Annotated in this window: 20 protein-coding genes, 1 tRNA gene and 1 pseudogene; 6 read left to right on the forward strand and 16 right to left on the reverse strand. The window is 34.1% G+C overall.

The window, feature by feature from the left end; genetic code table 11:
- Positions 1-94: 94 nt before the first annotated feature.
- From FLP_RS08560 to FLP_RS08575, 5 genes are all read right to left on the reverse strand, one after another.
- The gene (locus FLP_RS08560) at positions 95-1,213 is read right to left on the reverse strand and encodes a vWA domain-containing protein (protein WP_065449102.1); all 1,119 of its coding nucleotides are present in this window, start codon (positions 1,211-1,213) and stop codon (positions 95-97) included.
- A 106-nt stretch (positions 1,214-1,319) separates the two neighbouring features.
- On the reverse strand, positions 1,320-1,715 hold the full coding sequence (locus tag FLP_RS08565) for a YchJ family protein (RefSeq protein ID WP_083195831.1): 396 nt from the start codon (positions 1,713-1,715) through the stop codon (positions 1,320-1,322).
- Positions 1,687-1,914 (reverse strand): hypothetical protein, encoded by a 228-nt coding sequence (locus FLP_RS08570; protein WP_065449104.1) that lies wholly within the window; start codon positions 1,912-1,914, stop codon positions 1,687-1,689. The genes FLP_RS08565 and FLP_RS08570 overlap by 29 nt, the downstream gene beginning before the upstream one ends.
- 91 nt (positions 1,915-2,005) lie before the next feature.
- Positions 2,006-2,152, reverse strand: a complete 147-nt coding sequence (locus FLP_RS25435; protein ID WP_089477420.1) for a hypothetical protein — start codon at positions 2,150-2,152, stop codon at positions 2,006-2,008.
- Complete coding sequence (locus FLP_RS08575) at positions 2,152-2,694, reverse strand: hypothetical protein (RefSeq protein ID WP_065449105.1); 543 nt, start codon at positions 2,692-2,694, stop codon at positions 2,152-2,154. Before FLP_RS08575 ends, FLP_RS25435 begins: the two co-directional genes overlap by 1 nt.
- An 87-nt stretch (positions 2,695-2,781) precedes the next feature.
- Here FLP_RS08575 and FLP_RS08580 point away from each other — a divergent pair, with 87 nt between their 5' ends.
- The 4 genes and pseudogenes from FLP_RS08580 to FLP_RS08595 all read left to right on the forward strand — a co-directional run.
- On the forward strand, positions 2,782-3,033 hold the full coding sequence (locus FLP_RS08580; RefSeq protein ID WP_065449106.1) for a hypothetical protein: 252 nt from the start codon (positions 2,782-2,784) through the stop codon (positions 3,031-3,033).
- Positions 3,034-3,446: 413 nt separating this feature from the next.
- Positions 3,447-3,887: a KTSC domain-containing protein gene (locus FLP_RS08585; RefSeq protein ID WP_041515768.1), complete on the forward strand. Its 441-nt coding sequence runs from the start codon at positions 3,447-3,449 to the stop codon at positions 3,885-3,887.
- 259 nt (positions 3,888-4,146) lie between these two features.
- Positions 4,147-4,908, forward strand: coding sequence for a DUF4369 domain-containing protein (locus FLP_RS08590; protein ID WP_065449107.1), 762 nt, complete (start codon positions 4,147-4,149; stop codon positions 4,906-4,908).
- A gap of 18 nt (positions 4,909-4,926) precedes the next feature.
- Positions 4,927-5,313 (forward strand): annotated as a pseudogene (locus tag FLP_RS08595) (TlpA family protein disulfide reductase); the annotation flags it as partial.
- Positions 5,314-6,098: 785 nt separating this feature from the next.
- Here FLP_RS08595 and FLP_RS08605 read toward each other — a convergent pair.
- The 5 genes from FLP_RS08605 to FLP_RS08620 form a co-directional block, all read right to left on the reverse strand.
- Positions 6,099-6,179 (reverse strand) — tRNA-Tyr (locus FLP_RS08605).
- 327 nt (positions 6,180-6,506) lie between these two features.
- Positions 6,507-8,030, reverse strand: coding sequence for a DEAD/DEAH box helicase (locus FLP_RS08610; RefSeq protein WP_065449109.1), 1,524 nt, complete (start codon positions 8,028-8,030; stop codon positions 6,507-6,509).
- A gap of 51 nt (positions 8,031-8,081) precedes the next feature.
- The gene (locus FLP_RS25440) at positions 8,082-8,252 is read right to left on the reverse strand and encodes a hypothetical protein (RefSeq protein ID WP_165606656.1); all 171 of its coding nucleotides are present in this window, start codon (positions 8,250-8,252) and stop codon (positions 8,082-8,084) included.
- Between the two features lie 243 nt (positions 8,253-8,495).
- Entirely contained in the window at positions 8,496-9,659 is a 1,164-nt protein-coding gene (locus FLP_RS08615; protein ID WP_065449110.1) for a zinc-dependent alcohol dehydrogenase, read from the reverse strand.
- A gap of 289 nt (positions 9,660-9,948) precedes the next feature.
- Complete coding sequence (locus FLP_RS08620; protein WP_065449111.1) at positions 9,949-10,593, reverse strand: YciE/YciF ferroxidase family protein; 645 nt, start codon at positions 10,591-10,593, stop codon at positions 9,949-9,951.
- Between the two features lie 672 nt (positions 10,594-11,265).
- Between FLP_RS08620 and FLP_RS08625 the strand changes: the two genes are divergently transcribed.
- On the forward strand, positions 11,266-12,246 hold the full coding sequence (locus FLP_RS08625; RefSeq protein ID WP_065449112.1) for a helix-turn-helix domain-containing protein: 981 nt from the start codon (positions 11,266-11,268) through the stop codon (positions 12,244-12,246).
- Between the two features lie 59 nt (positions 12,247-12,305).
- Positions 12,306-13,298 carry a helix-turn-helix domain-containing protein gene (locus FLP_RS08630; RefSeq protein WP_065449113.1) on the forward strand — a complete coding sequence of 331 codons (993 nt, stop codon included), beginning with the start codon at positions 12,306-12,308 and terminating at the stop codon, positions 13,296-13,298.
- 101 nt (positions 13,299-13,399) lie between these two features.
- Here FLP_RS08630 and FLP_RS08635 read toward each other — a convergent pair whose 3' ends face one another.
- The 6 genes from FLP_RS08635 to FLP_RS25445 form a co-directional block, all read right to left on the reverse strand.
- Entirely contained in the window at positions 13,400-15,298 is a 1,899-nt protein-coding gene (locus FLP_RS08635; protein WP_165606657.1) for an OmpA family protein, read from the reverse strand.
- 107 nt (positions 15,299-15,405) lie between these two features.
- Complete coding sequence (locus tag FLP_RS08640) at positions 15,406-16,320, reverse strand: PorP/SprF family type IX secretion system membrane protein (protein WP_065449115.1); 915 nt, start codon at positions 16,318-16,320, stop codon at positions 15,406-15,408.
- 35 nt (positions 16,321-16,355) lie between these two features.
- Complete coding sequence (locus FLP_RS08645) at positions 16,356-17,657, reverse strand: T9SS type B sorting domain-containing protein (protein WP_065449116.1); 1,302 nt, start codon at positions 17,655-17,657, stop codon at positions 16,356-16,358.
- A 374-nt stretch (positions 17,658-18,031) separates the two neighbouring features.
- Positions 18,032-19,342, reverse strand: coding sequence for a peroxiredoxin family protein (locus FLP_RS08650; RefSeq protein ID WP_065449117.1), 1,311 nt, complete (start codon positions 19,340-19,342; stop codon positions 18,032-18,034).
- Between the two features lie 148 nt (positions 19,343-19,490).
- Complete coding sequence (locus FLP_RS08655) at positions 19,491-22,730, reverse strand: FISUMP domain-containing protein (protein ID WP_083195833.1); 3,240 nt, start codon at positions 22,728-22,730, stop codon at positions 19,491-19,493.
- A gap of 326 nt (positions 22,731-23,056) precedes the next feature.
- On the reverse strand, positions 23,057-23,951 hold an 895-nt coding region (locus FLP_RS25445), incomplete at its 5' end, for a hypothetical protein (RefSeq protein ID WP_425307111.1).

Here is a 23,951-nt window from a genome sequence, read left to right on the forward strand (position 1 = left end):
CGCACTGCTGTGCATCTCTACGATATGCGTTGTGTATAAAAGCGCTTCGACTTCGCTCGGCGTGACAGCTGTAGACTGAGACTGAGACTAAAAACTACCTAACTCTCTTCTTCCTATTCGTCTCATAATCTTCAAAAATCATTTCACCCAAACCTTTGAGTCCGGTGTAAAACGCTTTTCCCTGATTAGCTTCGGTAAAATGATTGACGAAACGCTGTAAATACGGATCGTTTGCAATCATAAATGTCGTAATCGGAATGTGTAATTTTCTGGCTTGTTGCGCCTGTGTGTAACATTTATCGACAATATACTCGTCAAGTCCGTTGCTGTTCATATAATATGAACCGTCACGCTCGCGCACGCAACTTGGTTTTCCGTCGGTAATCATGAAAATTTGCTTGTTGGTATTTCGTTTTCTGCGCAAAATATCCATCGCCAACTGAAGTCCCGCAACCGTGTTTGTGTGATATGGACCTACTTGCAGATATGGTAAATCCTTGATTGGGATTGTCCATGCATCATTACCAAAAACCAAAATATCCAGCGTATCTTTTGGATAACGTGTCGTAATTAATTCGGCCAAAGCCATGGCTACTTTTTTGGCTGGCGTGATTCGGTCTTCGCCGTATAAAATCATACTGTGGCTGATGTCGATCATTAAAACCGTACTCATTTGGGCTTTGTATTGCGTTTCTTCGACCACCAAATCATTTTCGGTCAGCATGAAACTTTCGACACCATTATTGATTTGGGCATTTCGAAGACTTTCGGTCAACGAAATACGTTCTAAACCATCTCCAAAATTAAATTCGCGGAATTCTCCGGTATGTTCATCGCCATTTCCGGCATGTTTTGTTTTGTGATTTCCCGCTCCGGAACGTTTTAAATTTCCGAAAATTTGATCTAAGGCTTGTTGACGAATGGCGCGTTCTGTTTTGGCAGTAATTCCAAAACCGCCAGTTCCGTCTTCTTTGACCTCGTCTTTTATGTAACCTTTCTTTTTTAAATCTTCGATAAAATCATCGATTGTGTAGTTCTCGTCGGTCAGTTTATATTCTTTGTCCAACTCCCGAAGCCAGTCTATAGCTTCATCAAAATCGCCCGAAGTATGGGTGATTAGCTCTTTGAAAATGCCAAAAAGTTTTTCAAACGGAGACTGAAATGGGGCTTCGTACGACTTAAAATAAAAACCTTTTTTAAATTCGTTTTTCATAATTCTAAAATTACGCTATTTTAGAATTACGAAAAAAGAAACGTTTATTAATTTTTAGTTAAAGTATTTGAATAAAATTAGCCAAAATTGGCAAGAAGTTTATTAATTATTCAAACTTTCCATCAACATAATACCATGCATTATTTTCGAATTTGAAGGTCGAAAATTCGTAATGCACCTGAGGCTGATGGTTTGAATCGAGGAAATAGGCTTTAAATTCTACTGTGTTTTCAGTAGAACTTAAAATCTCCAGTTTCTGCCATTTATTGCTTGTTGCCCATTTTAAAATTTCTGCTTTCGAATAATATTTCCGTTCAGAAACATAAGTGGTTTCCATAAGATAATCGGCATTATGAGTAGCATATGCCGAATATCTTGAACGCATTAAACTTAAAGCTGTTGGTGCTTTTTGATTATTTTCGAGATACAATCCGCAGCAATCTTTAAACAACAAACCGGTATCACAAAAGCACTTATTCTCCATCAACCTGCTCTTCGCCATTAATTTTTACGTGTAATTGATTCAGTAAAACCTGATATCTGCTGATTTCTCTCAAATCTTCGTCTTCTTCTGCGTGATCCAGCATTTCGTCTAAAATTTCGTTTACCTCAAGCAATTTGTTATTGGCTTCTCTATTGTTTTTTGCAGCAATTAAATCTATAATTTCCTGTACGCTTACTTTTAAATCTTCGAATTTCATATTTATATGTATTGTTATTTTTGTTTCAAGTTTCAGGTTTCAGGTTCCGTGACGCAACTTGAAACTTGAAACTAAAAAAACTTGAAACTTTTTAGCTTTGTTTGTTGTCTTCGTTGAACTTTTTGATAATTTCTTTTAGTTTTTCTTTACGCGCAATTTCAGCCTGCTTTACTTTGTTTTGGGCTTTGTGCAATTTGTCGTTGTGCTTTTTGATATTCCTTTCGTTGTTGCGTCCCATTATATTTCTCTTTTAATTTCTTCTAAAGTTTTCTCGGTGTAAATCAGTTCGTTGATAATTTGCTTTCGTAAATCATCGATATCATCATAATCAAAATGTTTTGCCCATGATGTTAGTTGCTGCAAATTCCGGATTTGTTTGATTCTTTTTGTGGTTTCAAAACTGGTTCTTAAAATTGGTTTTCCATCATATTCAGGATTATTCTTGTGCTGATAAGTTACGGTATTTTTTTCAAAATCGGCTTCGATATAATAGAGTTTCTCTTCGGCATTATCAGGATAAAACTCATTCCAGTTGGCAAATCCTATTTTTGTTTTCGATTCGGTTTCCGGTTCACGTGCCACCAAACGCCATTTACTGTTGGCAAGTCTTCCCCAATGATTCGAAACGCGATACATTCCGGCTTCGGTATAATAATAGGTGCTTCCTGCTTTACTTTCAAACTGTTTCTTTAATCCTTCAATTTCATTTGAAAGGACTTCATGAAAAACACAAAATGTATTTTTGAACGAATTGGGATGTGGCTTGAAGTTTTTTTGCATGTGCAAATATACTGAGATTGTAAAGAACTCCCTAAAACAAACATAAATTGATTAACTTTGTACCTTTAATTTTAAAATAAACAAGTCATGTCTAAAGATTCACAAGAAAAAATGTTGCAAAAAGGGGTTTATACAGGCATCATGGAGAAAGATGAAAACAACAATTATTTTTGTGGTGAATATCTTTTAGATTATAAAATCGCTCATACTAATCATACTTTAGGAGAATTGATTACTATAAAGTCTGTGATTGAAAACCCTAGCGATATTAGTTATGATAAATATCCTAAGAAATCAAAAAACTTTCATAAAGCGAATCAGAAACCTGAGGATAAATAAAAAATTGTTTGAGGTTTTCTTTGTTTCAGGTTTTAGAAATGAGAGTTTAACCGCAATCCCGATAGCCATCGGGAGCTAAGATTTTTCGCAAAGTTCGCAAAGCTTACTAAAACAAAGCTTTGCGAACTTTGCGTTTTTTTACAAACTACTTAATTTACAAACCTTTGCATGCTTTGCGGTTAAAAACTTTTTTGAAACTAAATTTCTTATTAGAACTAGTGCCTGGCTCCTTACTATTTTTAAACAAACAAAAATCCTTCTTCTGGAGATTCAGAATCAATATTTTATATATTTTTCGAATATTTTTTGCTTCAAAACTAAAAAGTTAAAAAAAAGTGTACCTTTGCAAAAAATTTGTCTTTTTGAACAATTAATTTCAATTTCAAACTAATAGACAAGTAGTTACCTTATTTATGAAAAAAATAGTTGAATACCGCAAGTTACTAAACGTAGACAAAACTGCAGAGTTAAAAGATTTAAAAACAATCTATCGTAATGCGATGAAAGAATCTCATCCTGATAAATTTCAAGGTGATGATGCAGGTTTGAAAGAAGCAGAAGAAAAAAGTAAGGCTATTATTGAGGCTTATCACTTTTTGGTAAGTATTAATCCTGAGACGATTAAAGCAAATTTACCTGAATACACAGAGACTATCGCAACTTCATCAATTACTGATTATAAATTTGTTGAAGGTCGTTTGATCATCGATTTTTCTAACGGAAGTGTTTATGAATACATTAGTGTTCCTAAAGCAACTTACGTAAAAATGGTAAATGCTGATTCTCCTGGAAGATTCGCAAAAAGACACATTTTGAACTCTTTTACATGGAGAAAGAAAACAAATCAAGAATAGATTTATACTTAAATATGTATAAAAGCACTCCCTTACAAGAGTGCTTTTTTTATGCTTAAAAATTAAAAAATTATCTATTTAGATTCATAATAATAATATAATTAAGAGTTTTACAGCAAACTAACCCACCAAACACACTGATTATATGATAATTACACCAAAAAAAACTATAACAAAATTTTAGGTTACAAAATTCTTTAAGTTTTATATTTTTAGATACTTTTGTTGCACAAATCAATTAACTAATTAATTTTTTATAATGAAAAAAATACTTTTTTTACTAACCGCTTCTGTAGCGATTATTTCATGCAGTAAAGTTAAAGACGGAGAATACCTAATTACAGGAACTGCAACAGGTATTGAAAACGGAAAAACAATCATTCTTCAAGGTCAGGACCCAACTACTAAAATGGCAGTGGCTCTTGATACAGTAAAAGTTGAAAACGGAAAATTTGAAATAAAAGGAAAAGTAACTGAACCAGCTTTTCATACTTTAATTCTTCAAGGTGCTAACGGACCAATTCCTTTTATATTAGAAACAGGAGAAATTACTATTGCAATTGATAAAGATAGTATTCATAAATCTAAAATTTCTGGAACTTACAACAATGACGAGTATGTAAAATTCAATGAGGATTTAACTAAAACTCAAAAAAGTTTAGTTGACTTTCAGAAAAAGAATACTCAAAAAATGCAACAAGCTCAACAAGCTCAGGATACAGCAACTATTAATGGTTTGATGAAACAATACATGACTCTTCAAACTGAAGTTCAGGCTAATTCTAAAAAGAAATATTTAGCTTACGCTGAAACTCACCCAAAAGCTTACATCTCAGCTTTGATTATTCAAAGTATGGTTGCAGATCCAAGTGCTGATATTAAAAAGACAGAAAGCTTATTTAATGCTTTGGATGAGTCTTTGAAAAATAGTACTACCGGAAAAGAAATTAAAACAAAATTAGGTCAGGCACAATTACCTGCAGTTGGTGCATCAGCAGCTCCTGTTGGCAGCCCTAACTGAAGAGCAGATTTTTCGGCTCCTAATCCGCAAGGAAAAGTTGTTTCTCTTAAAGAAAGCTTAGGTAAAGTGACAATTGTAGATTTCTGGGCTTCATGGTGTGGACCATGCAGACAGGAAAATCCAAATGTTGTAGCAATCTACAAGGAACTTCATTCAAAAGGATTAAATATTATTGGTGTATCATTAGATAAAGAAAAAAGCAAGTGGACAGAAGCTATCGCAAAAGATGGTTTAACCTGGACTCACGTTTCTAATCTAAAATTTTGGGAAGAGCCAATTGCAAAACAATACGGAGTAGAATCTATTCCGGCAACTTTTATTCTTGATGCATCAGGAAAAGTGGTTGCTCAAGACTTAAGAGGTCCTGAATTGAAAGCAAAAATATTAGAGCTTTTAGCTAAATAATAGCACTATTCACAATACAAAAAATCTCCCTCGTGGAGATTTTTTTTTGGGATATATACAATAATTAAAGATCAACCTTACACCCCGTAGAGAGAGAAAAATAGTTTACACAGAGATTAAGCTTTATCATTTTTAGCTTTAATAAACGACATTGCGAAGCATAGAAACACAAAGCACTACATTAGACTTAACTTTTCGGGATTTGTGCTTTAGAAGCCTTAAATACTTACTCTTAGATTTGGATTAATTACACAAGACTTTATCGTTTAATATAACAAGACCTTTTATCGTTATCAAACTTTTGTCAGTATCCAAATTCAAAAAGACATATCCCTGTTCATTCAAAAAAATTAAAGCTTCTAATACTCTTGCTTGATTTTCCGTTCCAGAGGACATATTACTAGTTAATGTTGTTAAAGTATTAAAAATTGGACTAAGGAGGCTTGTCAGCTCTTCTATACTGAAGCTCATACCATACCTTTCAGCTAATGTCTGCAAAATTTTCATATGAAATATCGATAAGTTTTCCATGATAGTTCCTTTAATATGATATACGAAAATTGATCAGTGATAGATTTGTAAAAGGATTAATTATTACTAAAAATAGAATTCCAAGATGTTGTATTTTACTATAAACATCTTGCTCAAAGATTTTATCGCACAAAAAATATAAAAATTTTGAAGTGCAGATTTTGCTTTTTATAAATTTAGAAAGGCAGATTTTAAAATTTTCAACATTAAAATTTATCCATAAAAAAAGTCCTAATTTTCATTAGGACTTTTAGTGGGGAGAGCAGGATTCGAACCTGCGAAGTTTTCACAGCAGATTTACAGTCTGCCCTCGTTGGCCGCTTGAGTATCTCCCCGATCTCAGCGTTAGTGCGCTTTGTTGTTCTAAGCGGTTGCAAATATAGGAACGTTTTTCATGTTTACAAACAAAAAACGAACTTAATTTTAAGTTATTTTAAAGTTATTTTTTAATTCATTGGAATTGAATAAAATAAAAAAGTACATAGTCAGGATATTTTCTTGTTTTTTTTAAAATTATAAGATTATTCTTAACTTAAAATTATTTATTTTTCCTTTTAAATATTAGTTCTTACTTCCTGAATAGCCACCTTTCCTGATAAACTAGGAATACAATTTAAGAAATGTTATAAAACACTCAGAATTTCTCTGGCAGTCGTGATAAATTAAACTACTTCAGCGATTGGCGATTTCACCCTTGCAAACAATTTGATGATAAGGTTCTTTAGTCTATTTTGATAATCTTCTATCAACCATTCTTTATAATTCCTACTGGCATTCTCAAGGCACTTCACATATTGTTTTACCCTCCACTCAATTTCAGGATGGAGCGCTTCTGCTAATGCCACTGCTTCAGAAAGAGTGTTGGCATTTTCCATGCACATCTTTGCCTGTTGCCTAATCGATTCCTGCATAACATTCTTAGGTTTTTTATCCATTTCAAGTGCTTCATGATAGGCAGCCTCAACATCAAACGTCATTTCAAGTGTGTTGGGAAACTTGGCGCGCAATTCAGCCGAGATACTATGGGATTGTACCGCAGAATTTCCAACAGTATGATATTGTAGCTGTTTTGCAAAAGACTCGGGATTTTCAAAAACAAACTGCCAATCCAGAGGTGCTTCCCAATTACCAAAACGATGAATATTATTTCCTAAATCAGTTATTCCAAATGTTTTTTTTGATGGAAGTCTTCGCGAACCTCGACCGATCATTTGATGATACAGGGTAATAGAAGTGGTTGCCCTGTTCAGTATAATATGCTGCACGGTCGGCTCATCAAATCCCGTGGTAAGAATTGAAACCGAAGTAAGAACTGCGTCTTTTGTTTTTTTAAACCACTTTAAGATTTTCTTGCGCTCTTCATCAGATGTTTTATTATCCAAATGTTTTATCGGAATTGCTGCTTTTGTAAAAGTCTCAAAAACTTTTTGAGACGTTTCGATCCCATTATTAAAAATAAGTGTCTTTTTTCCCAGTGCATTTTCTTTATATGCTTTTAATAATAAATCCTGCATGACGGCTGAGCTGTACAATTCATTTGAAGAGTTAATCGTATAATCGCCATGGATTCCCGTTTTCAGGGTATTAAGTTCAACTTCAAAAATGAATGACTGCGGTTTTGCCAGATAACCTTCATTTATAAGTGTTTCAATGCTTTCTCCTGTGACCAGTGTATCATAATGAAGATTCATTGGCTTTGCAGTGTCACTACTAAAAGGAGTTGCCGTAACACCTATAATAAAAGCATTTTTAAAACTTCCCATTAATTTTCTGAATGAATTATGATGTGCTTCATCAATAATGACAAGTCCCACATCACGAGGTTTTATTTTCTTTGCTTTTATTCTGTTGCGAAGCGTTTCTACCATGGCTACATAACAATCACAGCCTGTTTTAAAATTACCGCTCGTACTATTAATGATGCAGTTCTGCACACCCAGGCTTTTTAATACCGTGGATGTTTGTTTGCATAATTCTTTACGATGGGTAAGGATAATGACTGTTTTAGCATATTGTGCAATAAATCTTCTGGCTATTTCTGAAAATACCACTGTCTTGCCTCCGCCTGTAGGCAACTGATACAAAAGCCTTGTTGTCGCTTTATTATCCATTTTTTCAAAAATAGATTCTATATCCTTTTCCTGATAATCATAAAAGGAAGCTTTCGGTAGCAGTTTACTAATCATCTTATTTCTTTATTTGATATTATTTAAATTGCAGGTGGAACCTGTTGTTCATTATTCTTCTGCCGGCTGCAGCTGTGACTCCATGAATTTTCCCGTCACGATAGTACCTTCTTCATCTTCCCATTGTGTTATTACGTTTTCAATAAGTTCAGGCTCGAATCCAATTACTTTCATCACCTGATTACCAAATTCCTGCTGTACATTTTGTCCTTTCTTAAACATAATTATATAATTTAGCGTTAGTAGATTATTTCTTTGAGCGTTATACTAAATGCGTTGTCTTCCTTATTTTTTTATACTTTAAAATTAGAGCAAGAACTGTATCTAACTTTTATACTATTGTAGTGGTTTATTATATTATTTTATGTTGGTAAGCACCATTAAAAAAATCATTAAAACAGAAAAAATCTACATCTTTACAGTTGTAGATTTTTTTGTTTAATATCTAAGTACGGTCAAGGCAAATTATTTCCAAGGATCCAATACTACTTTTACACATCCGTCTTCTTTCTTATTAAAAATTTCGTATGCGTGTGAAATCTCAGATAAAGGTAGTCTGTGGGTAATGATATCATCAAGCTGCACTTTTCCCTGTACCACATATTCCAAAAGTTTGTCGATGTGTTTATGTGCAGGTGCCTGCCCACCTTTTAAAATAATTCCTTTATCAAAAAACTGTCCCAGAGGAAAATTATCATAATTAACAGGATATACACCAAGCACCGACACTATACCGCTTCGTCGAACTGCGCTCATACAAGCTTCTAAAACTTTGATGGAACCTTTTTCAAAGTTGATAGTCGCTTTTATTTTGTCTGTGAAGCTTCTTTCGGGTTCAAATCCAACAGCATCAATACATACGTCCGCTCCACGTCCGTTTGTAAGTGATCTGATATGCTCCACCACATCTTTTGGATCTTCCCACAATATAGTGGTAGCACCTGTAGAAACTCTGGCTTTATCCAAACGGTATTGCAATGTATCTACGATAATAACCTGCGCTGCGCCTCTGAGCCATGCGCTTTTTGCAGCCATTATCCCAACGGGACCTGAACCAAAAATGGCAACCGTCTCTCCTCCTTTCACTTCTCCCCAGTCTACACCAGTGTATCCCGTTGGAAAAATATCGGTCAGAAAAAGTACTTGTTCATCGCTAAGGTTTTCAGGCACTACTCTGGGACCATAATTGGCATAAGGTACTCTTACGTACTGTGCTTGTCCTCCATCGTATCCTCCATACAAGTCGGTATACCCAAAAAGAGCACCACCCTTTTCCGTCAGGATTCCGCCCTCAGGACCATAGTGCTCGGGGTTGCTGTGCTCACAGTTTCCCGGCACATCATGGTTGCAGAAAAAACAGTTTCCGCATGCTACCGGAAAAGGAACAACCACACGATCGCCTCGTTTAAGATGCGTAACTGCTGATCCTGTTTCTTCAACTATTCCCATAAATTCATGCCCCAAAACCATTGGGGATGTTGGCATTGCCCCGGAATAAATGTGCAGATCTGATCCACATATGGCTGTTGATGTTACTTTCAAAATAATATCATCCTGAGCATTGATTTTTGGATCTTCTACTGTATCATACTTAACGGAACCTGGTCCGTGAATAACTGCTGCTTTCATAGTTTTTTATTTTAAAATTTACAGAAAGCTAAGTAACTTATATTTAAGACATTAAAATTACAATATATGCTAAAATTCTTATATATAAATCACCATTTTGAAATCTTATAACCAGATAAAATGGTAAGTTTTTATTCAGTTAAGATGATTTAAGATGACTTTTGAAAATTTAACAGGCGTTGTTTTACCATTATATATCATTTTTACGTTCTCTACTATAATCGAGATAAGATATTAAAAAAAAAGCCTGCAGTTTTGAACTGCAGGCTTTTTCTGTAATAGTATTTTACTATTTTTCGTCGTCTTCAGTAGCATCGAAATTAATAGTATTGTAAGCCGCTTCCGTTAAGGTAACGTCTGCTTCTTTTTCTTCGTTTAAGGTCTCAACCAATAAAGATACAGCTTCGTCTTCCCCAAGAGTTTTAGCAAATGCGGCAAGAGTTCCGTAAGTTGCAATTTCGTAATGCTCTATTTTTTGAGACGCAGCAATGATCCCTGCGTCACGAACAGCACCCGGTTCAGTTTCTTCTAAAATACCTTCCCCTTCTTTAATGAGGCCATCCATAGCATCACATTTTTTGGCTACTGCCTTTTCACCAACTGAAGCAAATACTTCTTCTAGTCTGCTTACCTGGCCCTTAGTAACTTCCAAGTGATCATTAATAGCGTCAATTAAATTTTGAGAAGTAGCATTTTTAGCCATTTTAGGAAGTGCTTTGACTAAAGCTTTCTCTGCCCAATAGATATCTTTTAGTGAATCTACAAAAAGATCTCTTAATCCTTCTGCCGCTGATGCCTTCGGTTTCACTGTCCCTTTCGGAGAAGTGGTTTTACTGTCAGCTGATTTTTTAGTTGTAGCGTCATTTTTTGATGTCGAACTACTTTTAGCAGGAGTTGCTTTTTTCGCTGCTGTTTTTGTATTTGAATCTTTCATGATATGTTTTTTAAAAAATTTGTTTTTCAAATGTACTACCACGGTGTTTTAATTTTCTTATACAATTTTACAGCATTATTGCAACATTTAAACATTTAATCACTTAAAGATCAGTCGCTAAGAAGTTTAATTATGAAATAAATTGAATCAATTATATAAATCGAAATGAATATACGAAGCGAAATAAAATTGTTACGCCTTCTCAAACAGAGTAATTTGTCTCAATAAATTAAGGGTACATATTCCAAAAAGAGCAATCCAGACTGACAGGAAAACTTTCTTTTAAGACAATTCAATTATAAACCGGAGAGAAACCAATTACAAAAATGTATCAAAAACTGGGGGCTTCCCTGCTTAATTTGTTTGGTGTGTCGAAACGGTTCCTAAAAATTCCAGTAATTTTTTTAGAGATAAATTTAATAGTATAAATTATATAATAATTCTCCGAAACATTTATAAGATACAAAATCTGCAAATCTTTAAATTCTCGATTTTCCTTGTCTTAATGCAGTTTTTTAATGCCGTTATTTCAGTATATTTCAGGCTAAAAAATACTGAAAATTATAAAGTTCATTCAGAATTGAAATGATCCATCTTAATCCATTAATACTCCAACATATTAAATGTTAAAACATTACGGAAAATTTTATTAACTTTATTAAAAATATTTCCGTGAAAACAATTAAACACTCCTATGGTGCTGATCTCTCCTGGATTGAAAATTTTGCTAATCAATTTGGAGGAAAAATCGAAGACAATTATATTATTATGCCTGAAGAATTACAAACAGGAACCCGATATTTCCTGGATTGCGGAGAAGGTATAGTTGCTTATTATATAAATGTAAAATACAATAAGAACTTTCGATTTATTCAAAAAAACGAAGACAATGATTTTGTAGGTCTTTATTACAATTTAACCGAAGGAGAAGCTACTGTCAGTAGAGAAAGTACAGTGTATGATGTAGGCAGATGGCAATATAATATGTCAGTAATTGATGCATCGCTCGAATCTGATTATAATGTTAAGGCCGGAAGCAGCACATTTGCTCTTTGCATTTTTATAAAAAAAGAAAAAATAAAAACATTTGTGAGAGATCATAATATTACATTTCGCGACATCGATTTATTGACAGATCCAAGCAGAAATACAATTGTAAGGTTTGATCGAATGAGCAGTGAAAGCTATCATTTACTAAATGATTTACGCAAATTAGAAGTTGGAGGGTCTATATTTAATTTAAATTTAATTGGAACCGTTCAAATGCTTATTTCAAATTACTTAAAAAAAATGGCTAGCCGAAGAATCATTATTCAAACAGTCAATTCTTCAGATTTATCAAATATAATTGCTTCACAAATGTATTTAATAGACCATATCGAAGATCATTTTCCAAGTATTACACAAATGGCAGGCAGAGCCAATATGTCAGAAACAAAATTTAAAAATTTATTTAAAAAAATTACCGGAATGACTGCTAATAAATTTTTCATGGACAATAAACTCCTAAAAGCTAAAGAATTGCTTGAAAGTAAGCAATTATCAATATCACAAGTATCAGATCAATTAAGTTTTACGAATAACTCTTATTTTGCTTCAAAGTTCAAGGAGAATTTTGGCTTATCTCCCAAAACTTTTATCAAGCAATTGTAGCTATTTTGAAATTTAATTTCCTAAACAGAATCCTTCTTTATCAAGATTAATAATTGCTTATGAAAAAAGTTTCACATTACTATAGTTTAACTCCAGAATGGCAAAGTGAATTTGTTCAAAATTTAGGAGCCAAATTAATTGATGATAAAATTACTGTTATTCCCGAATCAATGGGTAAGGGGCATTCTTATTTCACTCAAATAATACCTGGTATATCGGTTTTGTTTATAGATTTCACTTTAAAAGTTCCCCTAAAAATTACAAGAAATAGATCTGATATTCCTCTGTACATATTTCATTTTGACTTAAGTGAGCATGTTAATTTAATAAAAATCAACAACAAGTCTTACGAGATTGGCTCCTACGACAAATTAGATCTTGCTATTATAGACAATCAGATAGAAAGCTCCTTTAAACCCTCTGTCAATGAAAGAACAATTGCTATAAGAATACTCGTTGATAAGGCCCTGCTAAATGATTTTATAAAAAAACATTCCAAAAAAGAAGAAGTAAAACCAAGTGTTAAAAAAGGCCAAAGAGTTTTTTATCATTATGGCAATATCGACAGCAATAGTATTTTACTAATTCAGTCCATCAAAAATAAATCAGTATTCGATTTGTCATTTGAATCTTTGCTTAAAGGCGTATCCTTAAAACTACTCGGCAATTTTTTTAATAAATTTTATCATTCTCAAAATCCAAAAAGCAGTGTTACTGATAGTGAACAAGAAGCAATCAATAAAACAAAAGAATATCTTCTTAATAATTTGTATGGCCTATTTCCTTCAGTAACTTTTTTAGCTTCAATGGCAGGTATGTCAGAATCAAAATATAAAATTTTATTTAAAAAATGTTTTAATGATACTCCTAACAATTTATTTATTAAGGAAAAAATGTCTCTTGCCAAAGAACTTTTACAAAGTGGTACATTCATCTCATTAACTGCTATTATTTATGAATTGAATTATACTAAACTAAGTTATTTTTCATCAAAATATTATGAAATTTTTCAAAGAAAACCGTCCGAAGATTTTATAAAAAAACATGCTTGAAAACTTAATTCGTAAAACTATAAACTTGAAAACGGGTATCTCAAAAGATACCCGTTTCTATTTAAAATATGTTCAACTAAAATGGGGTTCAGACCAAATGATTATTTGTGATTAACCTCAATTATAAATTCTGAACGTCTGTTTTGCTGATGTTCCGCTTCTGTACACGGTACACCATTTGAACATTTATTTATTAACCTGGTTTCTCCATATCCTTCAGCACTTACGCGTCCTTTTTCAATTCCATGTGCTATGATATACTCCATAGTAGATTTAGCTCTGTTTTGAGATAATTTCATATTAAAATCATCTTTTCCTCTACTGTCCGTATGTGAATTGATTTTGATAGAAAGACTAGGGCGAACCTTTAATACTTCAACTACCTTATTCAATTCTCCTTTAGAAGATTCTCTAATTTTATAACCATTATAATCAAAATAAATTGGGTTTAAAAGAAGCGTTTTTGAAAGATCATCACCTTCAGCTATTGGTACTACCACATTATCAACAATTACCTCCATCTCATTGATAAAATCAAATGAATATTCTCGTTTTTCTCCTGGTTTAAAAGAAGGAATAATTTGTTCTTTTCCAGTAATTCCAGCTTTAGTGTATACTACTTTATAATCTTTATAAGGCAGCAAACTAATTGAATATTTACCCTCTTTGTCACTATAGGATGTTTTCACTTTTTCATTTTGATCATCATAAAGATCAATAGTTACACTTTCTGCCGGTTGTCCGTTTAGATATTTCAGCGTACCAAAGGCTATTGGTTTAATTTCAAAGTCAAAAGAAATTGGTTCATTCTCGATAAAACCATAAATATCATCATTGCCGCCACGGTTAGAAGAAAAATAACCCTTTTTATTTTCTGCCTTATAAGTATAGGCAAAGTCATCTGCATTACTGTTTACGCCGTCTCCAACATTTACAACATGATAAATGCCCGCTTCATCTTTGACTGCTGCGAATACATCTAAACCTCCAAAGCCTGGATGACCGTCTGAAGAAAAATATAATACTCCATAAGCATCAATAAAAGGATACGTCTCTCTACCTAATGTATTAATTTCATCTCCTAATTTGGTGATGTCATTCCCAACAAAACCACCTTTTTTAAGACTCACTTTATACAAATCTGAATTACCAAATTTGTTATCACGATCTGATGCAAAGTATAATTCTGTTTCGTCAGCATTCAATGCAGGATGCGCAGATGAAAAAGCATCGCTATTAACAGGATAGCCAAGTTCCTTTATATTGGTCCATTCGCCATTAACATTTTGTGCCACATAAATTTTTAAGAAAGTAGTTCCGTTTTTATCCTCTCCCAGCTTTCCGCCAAAAAAATTATTTCTGGTAAAATACATCGTTTTACCATCTTTTGTTATTGCGGGAGTACTTTGATGATATCGTGTATTTACATCTCCTTTTAAAAGAACCGGATTTTGTAATCCTCCATCAACTGTAACATCGGCTGTGTACAATTTCAAAAACGATTTATCATTCCAGCTGTGTTTACGTTTGATAACGACACCAGTATCTTTTGCTGATGAATAGATTACTTTACTTTTATTTAAGTAAGAAGTTCCAAAGTCTGAAAATGGTGAGTTCAGTTCTACAGCTTTAACATCATAGCGCTCAGATTGTTTTTTAAGTTCCGCTAATAATTTTGTCTCACCCCAACTTTCACTTTTATCTTTTTTACCCGTTTTTGTGTAGTACATTTTCATTACTGCTTCGGCTAGTTTATAATCGTGGCCATTACTTAGGGCTTGAGCATATTTAAAATAGTATTCCGGATCAATATCATTTGATGGTGTTACAATTTTTGCATAACATTGTGCGGCTTCCGGATAATTTCCGTTATAGTAATAACAATTACCAAGCTTCATGTAAAGTTCCTCCGTATTAGTACCTTTTTTTATTTCTTCCTGATATAATTTAGCTGCTTCTATAAAAGCAAATTTATTGTAAGCTTCATTTGCTTTTTCCATTTTTTTACTCTGAGCTGCAACATTGTTAACATGCAGCGCGCATACTATCAGAAAAACAAAAGCAATTTTTATTTTTTTATAAATCATCTTATTTTTATTAAGAGTTATTAGAAGAATCTTGGACTAACTAGTCTGGTTTTAGATTTACTTAACAAATCAAATCTTAAAAATATCTCATGAGATCCTGAATTATAATTTCCAAGATTTGTGATATCGCGATCATATGCATATCCTATTTGAATACCGTCTGTTACCTGAAAACCAGCTAAACCACTAACACCTGCATCCCAACGGTATGCTGCTCCAAGCGTTAATTTATCATTGATCAAGAAGTTAGCCGACATATCGACCGCAACAGGGGCGCCCACAACAAACTTAGCCAAGACTGCAGGTTTAAATCTTAAATACGGATTAATATCAAAAACATATCCTCCCATAAAGTAATAATGGGCTTTTGTTGAATATACAGATGCTGCAACATCATCATAAAAGTTTGTTTTTAATAATTTAGGAACAGAGATTCCCGCATACCATTTAAAAGTGTGAAAATAAACCCCTGCCCCAACATTAGGCGAAAATTGAGATTCCACCCCTGTCATAGTCGGATCTTCATATTCACGATTTGTTTTATTGTAATCCACTTCAAAATTGTCAAAACCTCCAGAGATACCAAATGAAACTTTTAATTCATCTGACGGCATAATAGTGTAAGCGTAGTTAACTGTAAAACCGGTATTTTTTGTTGGCCCAATTTGATCACTTACTATATTTAAACCCAATCCATTACCATGATATCCTAATGGCGTTTGAACTGAAAAATTCATCGTTTTTGGTGCTCCATCTAAACCCACCCATTGTGTCCTGTATAGCGCCATGGCGCTTAAAACTTCTCTTGAACCTGTATAACCAGGATTAAAAGTCATAGTATTGTACATGTATTGAGAATATTGCGATTCCTGTTGCGCAGAAGCCCCGAGAATGCCTAAAAACAATAATGATACTATATAAAAATGCTTTTTCATTATATCTTTTTATTACGTTCTATTTATTGATTTAATTATTGATTATTTATATACAGATAGCCCGATTTTTCGACTACCCTTTGTGTATTATTATATTTTAAAATGTAGAAATAAGTTCCTGTTGGAAGTTTTTCATTTCTATTTATAGTAGCACGTCCATCTGAATATCCTCTAAACATGTTATCTGATTCGTTATACGATTTTGTTTCAAAAACTTTAACTCCCCAACGGTTATAAATTTCAACTTCGTTGTCTGGATATTTGTCTATTCCTTTTATATGGAAACTATCATTAATTCCATCCCCATTAGGAGACACAGCATTGTAAACAATCAGATCAGTTGGGCCATCGTCTGTTTTCTTAACAATTGCCATGGTGAAAATTCCGTAACCGGTAACCTGTGAGGTTAAAAGTTGTTCATAAACTTTACTTTGGCTTGGATCACTCAATTCTCCTTTGCAACTCATCCATTTTTGCAGTTTTTCATCCCAGCGTACTATTGCCAGTTCTGTATTTGCATCTTTGTCAAAAAATGCCGAGGGAGTAGTTGCTCTGTCTAAAGTTAAACTCAGTACAATTTTTTCATCACCGCTGTCTTGTGTAACTTTCCAGTATTCGGCATCGTTTATTGCTAAAATTATTTCCTCTTTTTTATCATGAGGATAAAGAACATCTGAATTTTGATAAAAATATTGAGTACTGAATGTATTTTTTTCAGAAGAAGACGAGGCATCGTATGATGGCCTAAAATACAGCTGATTTCCAATAGGGAATTCAAACATTGCCTTTCCCTTTTTTTGCACCATTCCATCTATAAAACTTTGATTTCCTGCATTTAAATGTGAGGCATTTTCATCAAAAATCACTTTACCATCGTAGTCAGCTGCATTGACAATTCCATTTTGAAAGTCAGTCGTATTTGCTACTTCAATTGTTGTTTTAAGATCAAAGGGAACTACGGAAGCCAGATTGTCAAACACAATGTTTTTGAAGGTGGCTATTGTCGATCCGGAGATTTGTTGTGGCTGTGATCCGGTAAAAAAGGTGCTGCCAAACTTTTCTTTTGTAAAAGATACTTTACCATTATTATTCCAGTTATTGAAAATATACAGATTACCGTCATTGACAAAATCACCTGAAGTTTCATTTTCATAATCCATATAAACCGAAACAATGGTTTTGTCTGCTATTTGTACATCCCCTTTGTTAATTAATTGTGCCTGTGTCTTTTGATAACTCAATAGACCAACAAGAAGGCCTATTGCATAAAGTGAACCTTTACCATTTAACAAAATTAAATTGGGTTGGTTATCTATTTTACAGAAATTATTTTTCATACATATTTTTTTAACTTTTTTCTAAAAATTGCATCTTAAAATTAGAAGACAAAATTAGGTTAATAGCAAAGCTTGCTTATCCCTTAAAAGTCATTGATGTATTAAATAAAGACAATAAAATCAGTGCTTTTTATTCAGGGACACTTATTGAAAAACTTGATTATCAACAAGCAACTTATATCTTTCCATAGCACTCTTAGTAATGCGTTTCAAAAAAATGAAAAAACAGAGTTCCGGCTTTAAAAAATAGCTGTTGCAGCTTAAACATACAGTGTTTCGGAGTATCCCAGCCTACCCGATTCATTGAAAAGTTGTGCAAAAAAAAAGAGCTCACAAAATGTGTAAGCTCTCCAAAAATTTAATTATTTAATTATCTAATTTAAAATATGCGCATCTGCGAGATGGGCATAACGCCCTGTAATAATTCCGTTTTCGTCGATTACAAAAATGGTTGGGGTGCCAATGACACCAAAACTGATAAAATTATAACCAGCCTGCCCTCTGAAATCGCTGAATTTTTTCTTCCACGGAAAACGGTCTGCATTTTTTTGATATTCTGCAGGATCTACATCTGAGGCTGCTGTCACTATTTCATACCCTTTTTTCTGAAGTTCCTGGTAATTACCTATTAAGAGATTGATTTCGTTATCGCAATTGTTGCAGCCTGTTTCATAAAACACTAATAATGTTTTTTGCTTTTTGTCAAAACTATAATTTCCTTCTTTCCATATCAGTTCAGGAGCTTTCATGCCGGTTTGAGGTCCTCCCATAGCGGCTAATAAATTATGTCCTGGATTTTCAATTTTTCCTGATGTTCCAATATAGGTTCCTATAGAACTTACCAGTTCGTCTTTACCTGCCTTAGATAGCATAACCACAAGCTTATCTGCAAATGAAGTATATACCGGTTTTGATGGAATGCGTTCTAATATAGCCTTAGCATCTTCCACTAAAAGATTGTCATTTTTTACAACATTATTATGCATTGTAAACCAACTTGAAATAACAGGGCTCCATAAATTACTAGTGTAAAGCCATTCCATATTGACCTTGTTTCGAAAAAAATCCCTGTACTGCTGACTTTTCTCTGTTTCGTTTTGATCCAGGCTACTGCCTATACCCATCAAAAAATTATTGATTTCAATGAATCGCGATGCGTAAAGTTTGCTTTGTTCAGTATCCAACTGAACAGCTTTAAAACGCTGTTTTAATTTTCCATATTCTGTTTCCAGACCTGGATAAAGACTTTCCTCCTTTGCATAGAGTTGCAAAGCTGCATTTATAACGCTAGCTTTTTCAAGTAATTGCTGCTGCTCTTGATATTGTTTTATCAAAAATTCATTTTCTTGCGATCCTACGAATTTTATGTTATCTAAAGTAGGTTGTGCTTCGTTACAGCTTATCGTAAAATTTTCGTTATTTATTATTATATCAATTCCCCCTCCTTCTTTAAGTTGGAAAGATGACATGCCCACATAGCCTTTTTGCGACAGTGGCAACTTCAATACTGTCTTCCCTTTACTGTCAAGTTTACCTTTTGCTATAATAGTATCCTTTTTATCGCCTTTAGTAATTGCGTAAGTATAATCCTTGCCTCCAAAATGTGGCAATGACAAATGAATTGTTTGGGCTTCTATACTGCTTATTAAACAAATGCTTATTAACACTATAAAAATATTTTTCATATTTGTGCTATTATTTATTAATTTTCAAGTTTATTCTTTTTAAGAAAAAAGATGCTGTTTAAAGTATAGCAAATTTCATAATGATACTATTAAAAAAACTATTCCCTCCCTGCAAAAAAATGCTGGTAGGGAATAGCAAAATTATTCCTTATTCTTCTATGCAACGTACAGAATATGGAATATTACGGCCACTATCCATCATAACTGTCATAGTACTATTAAAATAAAATAAATATGATGATTGGTTGTAGCCACCTGCCATACCAGTACTGCACCAATAATATCCATTTTGGTTACGGTATGAGGTGCTATTTGTAGCGTTCTCATACAAACCAGAAGCTGGTAAGAACAACGAGCTTCCAAACATTATACCTGAATTGTAGTTATTTATACCCACATTCCATGAACCTACACGAGAAATGGTATTATTTTTTGTTATTCCTGTCAACTGGTCTTTGCTAGGTACTTTGTATCCAGCAGGACAAGGATCGTTAGCTGTTCTTGAAGTATCACTCCATGCATCGTAGTTTGCATAGAAATACTTATTGTAGTTAGGTAATTTTCCTTCGCCATTTTGTGGTGCTTTTGCTGCAGGATCATGTGTTCCATATGTGTAATAGGCACCATTTATACTAATTGATGGAGTGTTAGGATCTGCACTTTCATCAGCACCAAGGTTGTGACACATAAAATTTTTCCAAACTCCTGCTGCTACAAATGCTCCACAGCAAGCACAATCCTGAATTTTTACATTTACCGGTACAGAAAAATCGTTAGTACCATCATTATATACTGCATAAATTTTTACATTTACTGCCTGAGAAGTAGTTGTGCCATAAACAATACTTCCCACATCACTCAATGTTGTTTTATAGGTAACTGAAAGGGTTACCACCTTACTGTCGCTTACCGGTCCGGGAATTGCTACAGCGTCAGCATTGGTGCTTTGCACGGCACCCAAAGGATCTACAATCACAAAACGAAGGTTTTTCTTTGTACCTGTTGCACTTGCGGTAAACACGTAAGGCTGTACATTTTGTGTCTGAAAATTAGTCATATTAGCATTACGCCCCACTTGTGTTCCACATTCACCACCGTAATTAGATTTATTGATATCAAAACATGTTTTTCCTGAAAATATACCTGAACCCGGAGTAAGGGTACTTGGATCTGGAGTTACAATTACTGTAAATAAAGGAGAAGTTCCTTGGAAGTTACCCTGACAACCATTTGTTACCACACAATATAAATAAACAGTAGCAGGGCTTGCTGTTGCAGGAACAAAATTAACTGTCGCACTTGTAGCAGCGCTAAGGGCTGATCCACCAGTAGTAGAAGCCGTTGTATTAGTATACCATTGGTACGTTTGTTGATTACCATTACTTACTGCAACCTTTGCCTGTACTCCGTAACCTGCAACAGTAGAAAAAGTGGTTTGGGAAGCTGCAGACACTACAGGTGTTGGACATGCAGCACTCAATAAAATTGTTTTATTTATTTCCTCAGAAGTACCACAAGCATTGGTTGCCTTAACTTTAATATTAACTGTAGTACCGCTTGAAGGATAAGTCACACTAATACTTGCACCTGTACCAATAAAAGTTGCCCCACCGTCTACTGACCATGCATAAGTTGCAGGTCCATTTTCGATAGCCACCTGATAAGTAAGTTTATCACCAAAATTTGCTGTAGTACTGGTTGTTACCCAGCTTAATACCGGCATACTAGATACTTCAGTTGCAATTTTCTTTGTTGCAATTCCACTTATACACCCTTTAACATTTGTAACTGTTGCAGTATACACTGCACCCGGCTCTGTTGCTGTAATAGTTTGCGTAGTTTCTGGTATTAAAGTACCGTTTTTATACCATTGATAAGTGAAATTACCCGTTTCTTTTGGTACCACGGTTAAGTCTGCTGCGCCATCGCAAATTACTCCATTTCCTGTAATAGTAGGAGTTCCCGGAGCTGAACCGCCTGTAATAGATACTTCATTACTTCTTGTTTCAACCGGACAAGCGGCACCACTATTATCTGTTGCCACCATACGAAGTAATATGCTAGTTTGTCCTGCAGGAATCATATATGGACTGGTAATGATAGTTTCATCATTATACCAGGTATAAGAAACTCCCGCTTGTGGGTTATTTACTTTTAGTATTAAACTTCCTCCGGAACAAAAAGAATTTACCAGATTAATAGGCGTATTATTTACTAATACGTTAGCCGCAGTAATTGTAATTGGAGTTCCAGTAGGAATTACTACTATTGCTGAAACTGTATTGGAAGGTTTGCTGTAACAACCACCGTTGCCCGCTGCTGCAAACCAGTCTCCTGCATCTGCAGTTCCTGTTAGCGTAATTTTTGCACCTGTTTTAGAAGTATCTAAAATTCCATTTTTAAACCATGCAACTGCACCAGAAGCTCCTACTGCTGTTAAAGTGATAGTACCGCTTGGTCCGCAAATCATTCCGTTATTTGAAGCAATAATGGTACTGATAATTGAAGGAGCCGTTCCTGATTCTTTAATAATTCGCTCATTGCTGGCACTTACATTACAGCCAGCTGCACCCAGAGAAATGTTATACGTACCATTTAAAGTGGCTACATAATAATTAACTCCACGCGCTACTTCAATACCGTTACGAGTCCAGATAATTTCATCTAAATTAGCGCTATCTACAGGCACTGATAAATATACAGCACCACCTTTACATAAATTTAAAGTACTATTGCCCGGGCTGATTGCTGGCGCAGTTCCTAATGCTTCACAGGTTACCCCATTTTGCATAAAGATAAAATCTTTGTATTGGTTTGTACAAGAATTTGTAACTCTCACTAATACGGAGTGAGGTGTTACTGAATCATTTTGGTTAAAGTTTACTTTAAATGTACCAGCATTCGCATTTACATCGCTTAACATAGCATATTCATTTCCTGCTACGATCGCCATTGCAAAAGGTCCATTAGGACAATCCGGGTCTGCTACCGTAAACGTCTGGTCGCAGCCTGTTCCATCAGCCGCTACATTTGTACATGGCTGAGGACTTATCGTAGTCTGGCTTGTGCCTTCACATAAACTAATCCAACGATTGCTATTCCAATATTCCACACAATTTGTAGTGGTATTATAAATTGAAAGACCGTTTGATAATCCTTTTTTACTTGGATCAGAAATAGCAGCAAGTGCTAAAGTATTTCTTTGAGCAGTAGTCAATTGCGGTAAACGCAATCCTCCTTTGCCATTACTAATTACTTCAAGTGCTGAAAATGCTTCAGCGGTTTTAGGAATACCATTTGTGTTTCCTAAGGTAACCTGCGCACTACTATTGGATGTAAAGAAAACAGCCAATAAGAAGAGCCAAAGACTAAATAGATTATTTTTCATTAGTTCTTAAATTACATTTATACTTATTCGATTTTATCTGAGAATAAATCTCTTTATTCAAGTACACTTTAATTTAAAATGGTATCCATTTACAACATAAAGGTACATTAAAAAACTATTAATCAGTATATTATGATAAAACCACTTTAACATTCTCTCGTGTTTTTATACTAAAACACTATCATAAGTCAAGGAAATTCTAAAATTCTTATTACTAGTTTTATATTAAATCTCTTAAAAGAGTTAGATTAATTTGTGATTTTAAAACTTCAGTTCCAGGTTGTTAAACAAGTAACAACCTGTAAACTGAGTTTATAATTTAACTATTACATGAATGAAATCACATACCAGTTAGCTCCATCTGATTGCAGTGTCACTTTCAAACTTCCTCCGGTACTAGTTGAATAGTAATCTGAGATAATTTGGTTTTTGCTCACCGTATCAGAATAGATGACTTCTGTATTAAACTTCACCGCTACTTTTGCACCTGAATCGCTTTCAATATCGATTTGATTGATTACCAATACCCTACCTACATTGCTTGCAGCATCTGGTAAAGTAATTTTAATATCACTATTCAAATGAGAAGCTATTACAGTGTAATCAGCTGCAGTGACAATATAGTCTGAACTAATTACTTTAATCCCCATTACGTTGCTTGCCACAGGCGCTTTCCATTCTACTTTTGCATCAGTACCGGTTCCAGTCGTAGTTAATACCTGACCTTCAACAGTTGCTGGTACGATATTAACAGTTGCTGGTGCAAATGTTGCTCCTTTCCCTCCAGTAACTTCTAAAACAGTAGATGGAGTTGTAGTGGTTATATCCTTAAGATTAATTGTTGATGTCGTTTGTCCTTCGCCATTAAATGTCAATGTTTTCGCTGTAGGATTATGCACTAAAGTTGTTATCGTTTCTGCATTTCCAACTAACTCAGTCAAAGAAAGACTATTCATTGTACCATTTTCATCACCATACACTAAACTTTTCGCTGCACTATCATAAGTCAATGATGTTACAGTTTCCTTAAGTGCCGCTGGTTGACCAGAAGCATCTGTATAAGTTGCAATATTATGCCCCGTAATTACAGTTGGTACGAATGAAGCTACTCCATTTTCTCCAGGTTCACCTTTTATTGCAGCGGCATAATCTGCCTCAGTTTTTGTTTCGTTTCCAGGAATTTCTTTCCAGATTTCAAACGCTGATTTTCCATTAACTCCA

Origin of the sequence: Flavobacterium piscis (assembly GCF_001686925.1) — a bacterium.
GTDB lineage: Bacteria > Bacteroidota > Bacteroidia > Flavobacteriales > Flavobacteriaceae > Flavobacterium > Flavobacterium piscis.

Bases quoted from the DNA above. Each gene is read 5' to 3' on its own strand.
- FLP_RS08560 (WP_065449102.1), bottom strand. From the start codon at position 1,213: ATGAAAAACGAATTTAAAAAAGGTTTTTATTTTAAGTCGTACGAAGCC.
- FLP_RS08565 (WP_083195831.1), bottom strand. From the start codon at position 1,715: ATGGCGAAGAGCAGGTTGATGGAGAATAAGTGCTTTTGTGATACCGGT.
- FLP_RS08570 (WP_065449104.1), bottom strand. From the start codon at position 1,914: ATGAAATTCGAAGATTTAAAAGTAAGCGTACAGGAAATTATAGATTTA.
- FLP_RS25435 (WP_089477420.1), bottom strand. From the start codon at position 2,152: ATGGGACGCAACAACGAAAGGAATATCAAAAAGCACAACGACAAATTG.
- FLP_RS08575 (WP_065449105.1), bottom strand. From the start codon at position 2,694: ATGCAAAAAAACTTCAAGCCACATCCCAATTCGTTCAAAAATACATTT.
- FLP_RS08580 (WP_065449106.1), top strand. From the start codon at position 2,782: ATGTCTAAAGATTCACAAGAAAAAATGTTGCAAAAAGGGGTTTATACA.
- FLP_RS08585 (WP_041515768.1), top strand. From the start codon at position 3,447: ATGAAAAAAATAGTTGAATACCGCAAGTTACTAAACGTAGACAAAACT.
- FLP_RS08590 (WP_065449107.1), top strand. From the start codon at position 4,147: ATGAAAAAAATACTTTTTTTACTAACCGCTTCTGTAGCGATTATTTCA.
- FLP_RS08610 (WP_065449109.1), bottom strand. From the start codon at position 8,030: ATGATTAGTAAACTGCTACCGAAAGCTTCCTTTTATGATTATCAGGAA.
- FLP_RS25440 (WP_165606656.1), bottom strand. From the start codon at position 8,252: ATGTTTAAGAAAGGACAAAATGTACAGCAGGAATTTGGTAATCAGGTG.
- FLP_RS08615 (WP_065449110.1), bottom strand. From the start codon at position 9,659: ATGAAAGCAGCAGTTATTCACGGACCAGGTTCCGTTAAGTATGATACA.
- FLP_RS08620 (WP_065449111.1), bottom strand. From the start codon at position 10,593: ATGAAAGATTCAAATACAAAAACAGCAGCGAAAAAAGCAACTCCTGCT.
- FLP_RS08630 (WP_065449113.1), top strand. From the start codon at position 12,306: ATGAAAAAAGTTTCACATTACTATAGTTTAACTCCAGAATGGCAAAGT.
- FLP_RS08635 (WP_165606657.1), bottom strand. From the start codon at position 15,298: ATGGAAAAAGCAAATGAAGCTTACAATAAATTTGCTTTTATAGAAGCA.
- FLP_RS08640 (WP_065449115.1), bottom strand. From the start codon at position 16,320: ATGAAAAAGCATTTTTATATAGTATCATTATTGTTTTTAGGCATTCTC.
- FLP_RS08645 (WP_065449116.1), bottom strand. From the start codon at position 17,657: ATGAAAAATAATTTCTGTAAAATAGATAACCAACCCAATTTAATTTTG.
- FLP_RS08650 (WP_065449117.1), bottom strand. From the start codon at position 19,342: ATGAAAAATATTTTTATAGTGTTAATAAGCATTTGTTTAATAAGCAGT.
- FLP_RS08655 (WP_083195833.1), bottom strand. From the start codon at position 22,730: ATGAAAAATAATCTATTTAGTCTTTGGCTCTTCTTATTGGCTGTTTTC.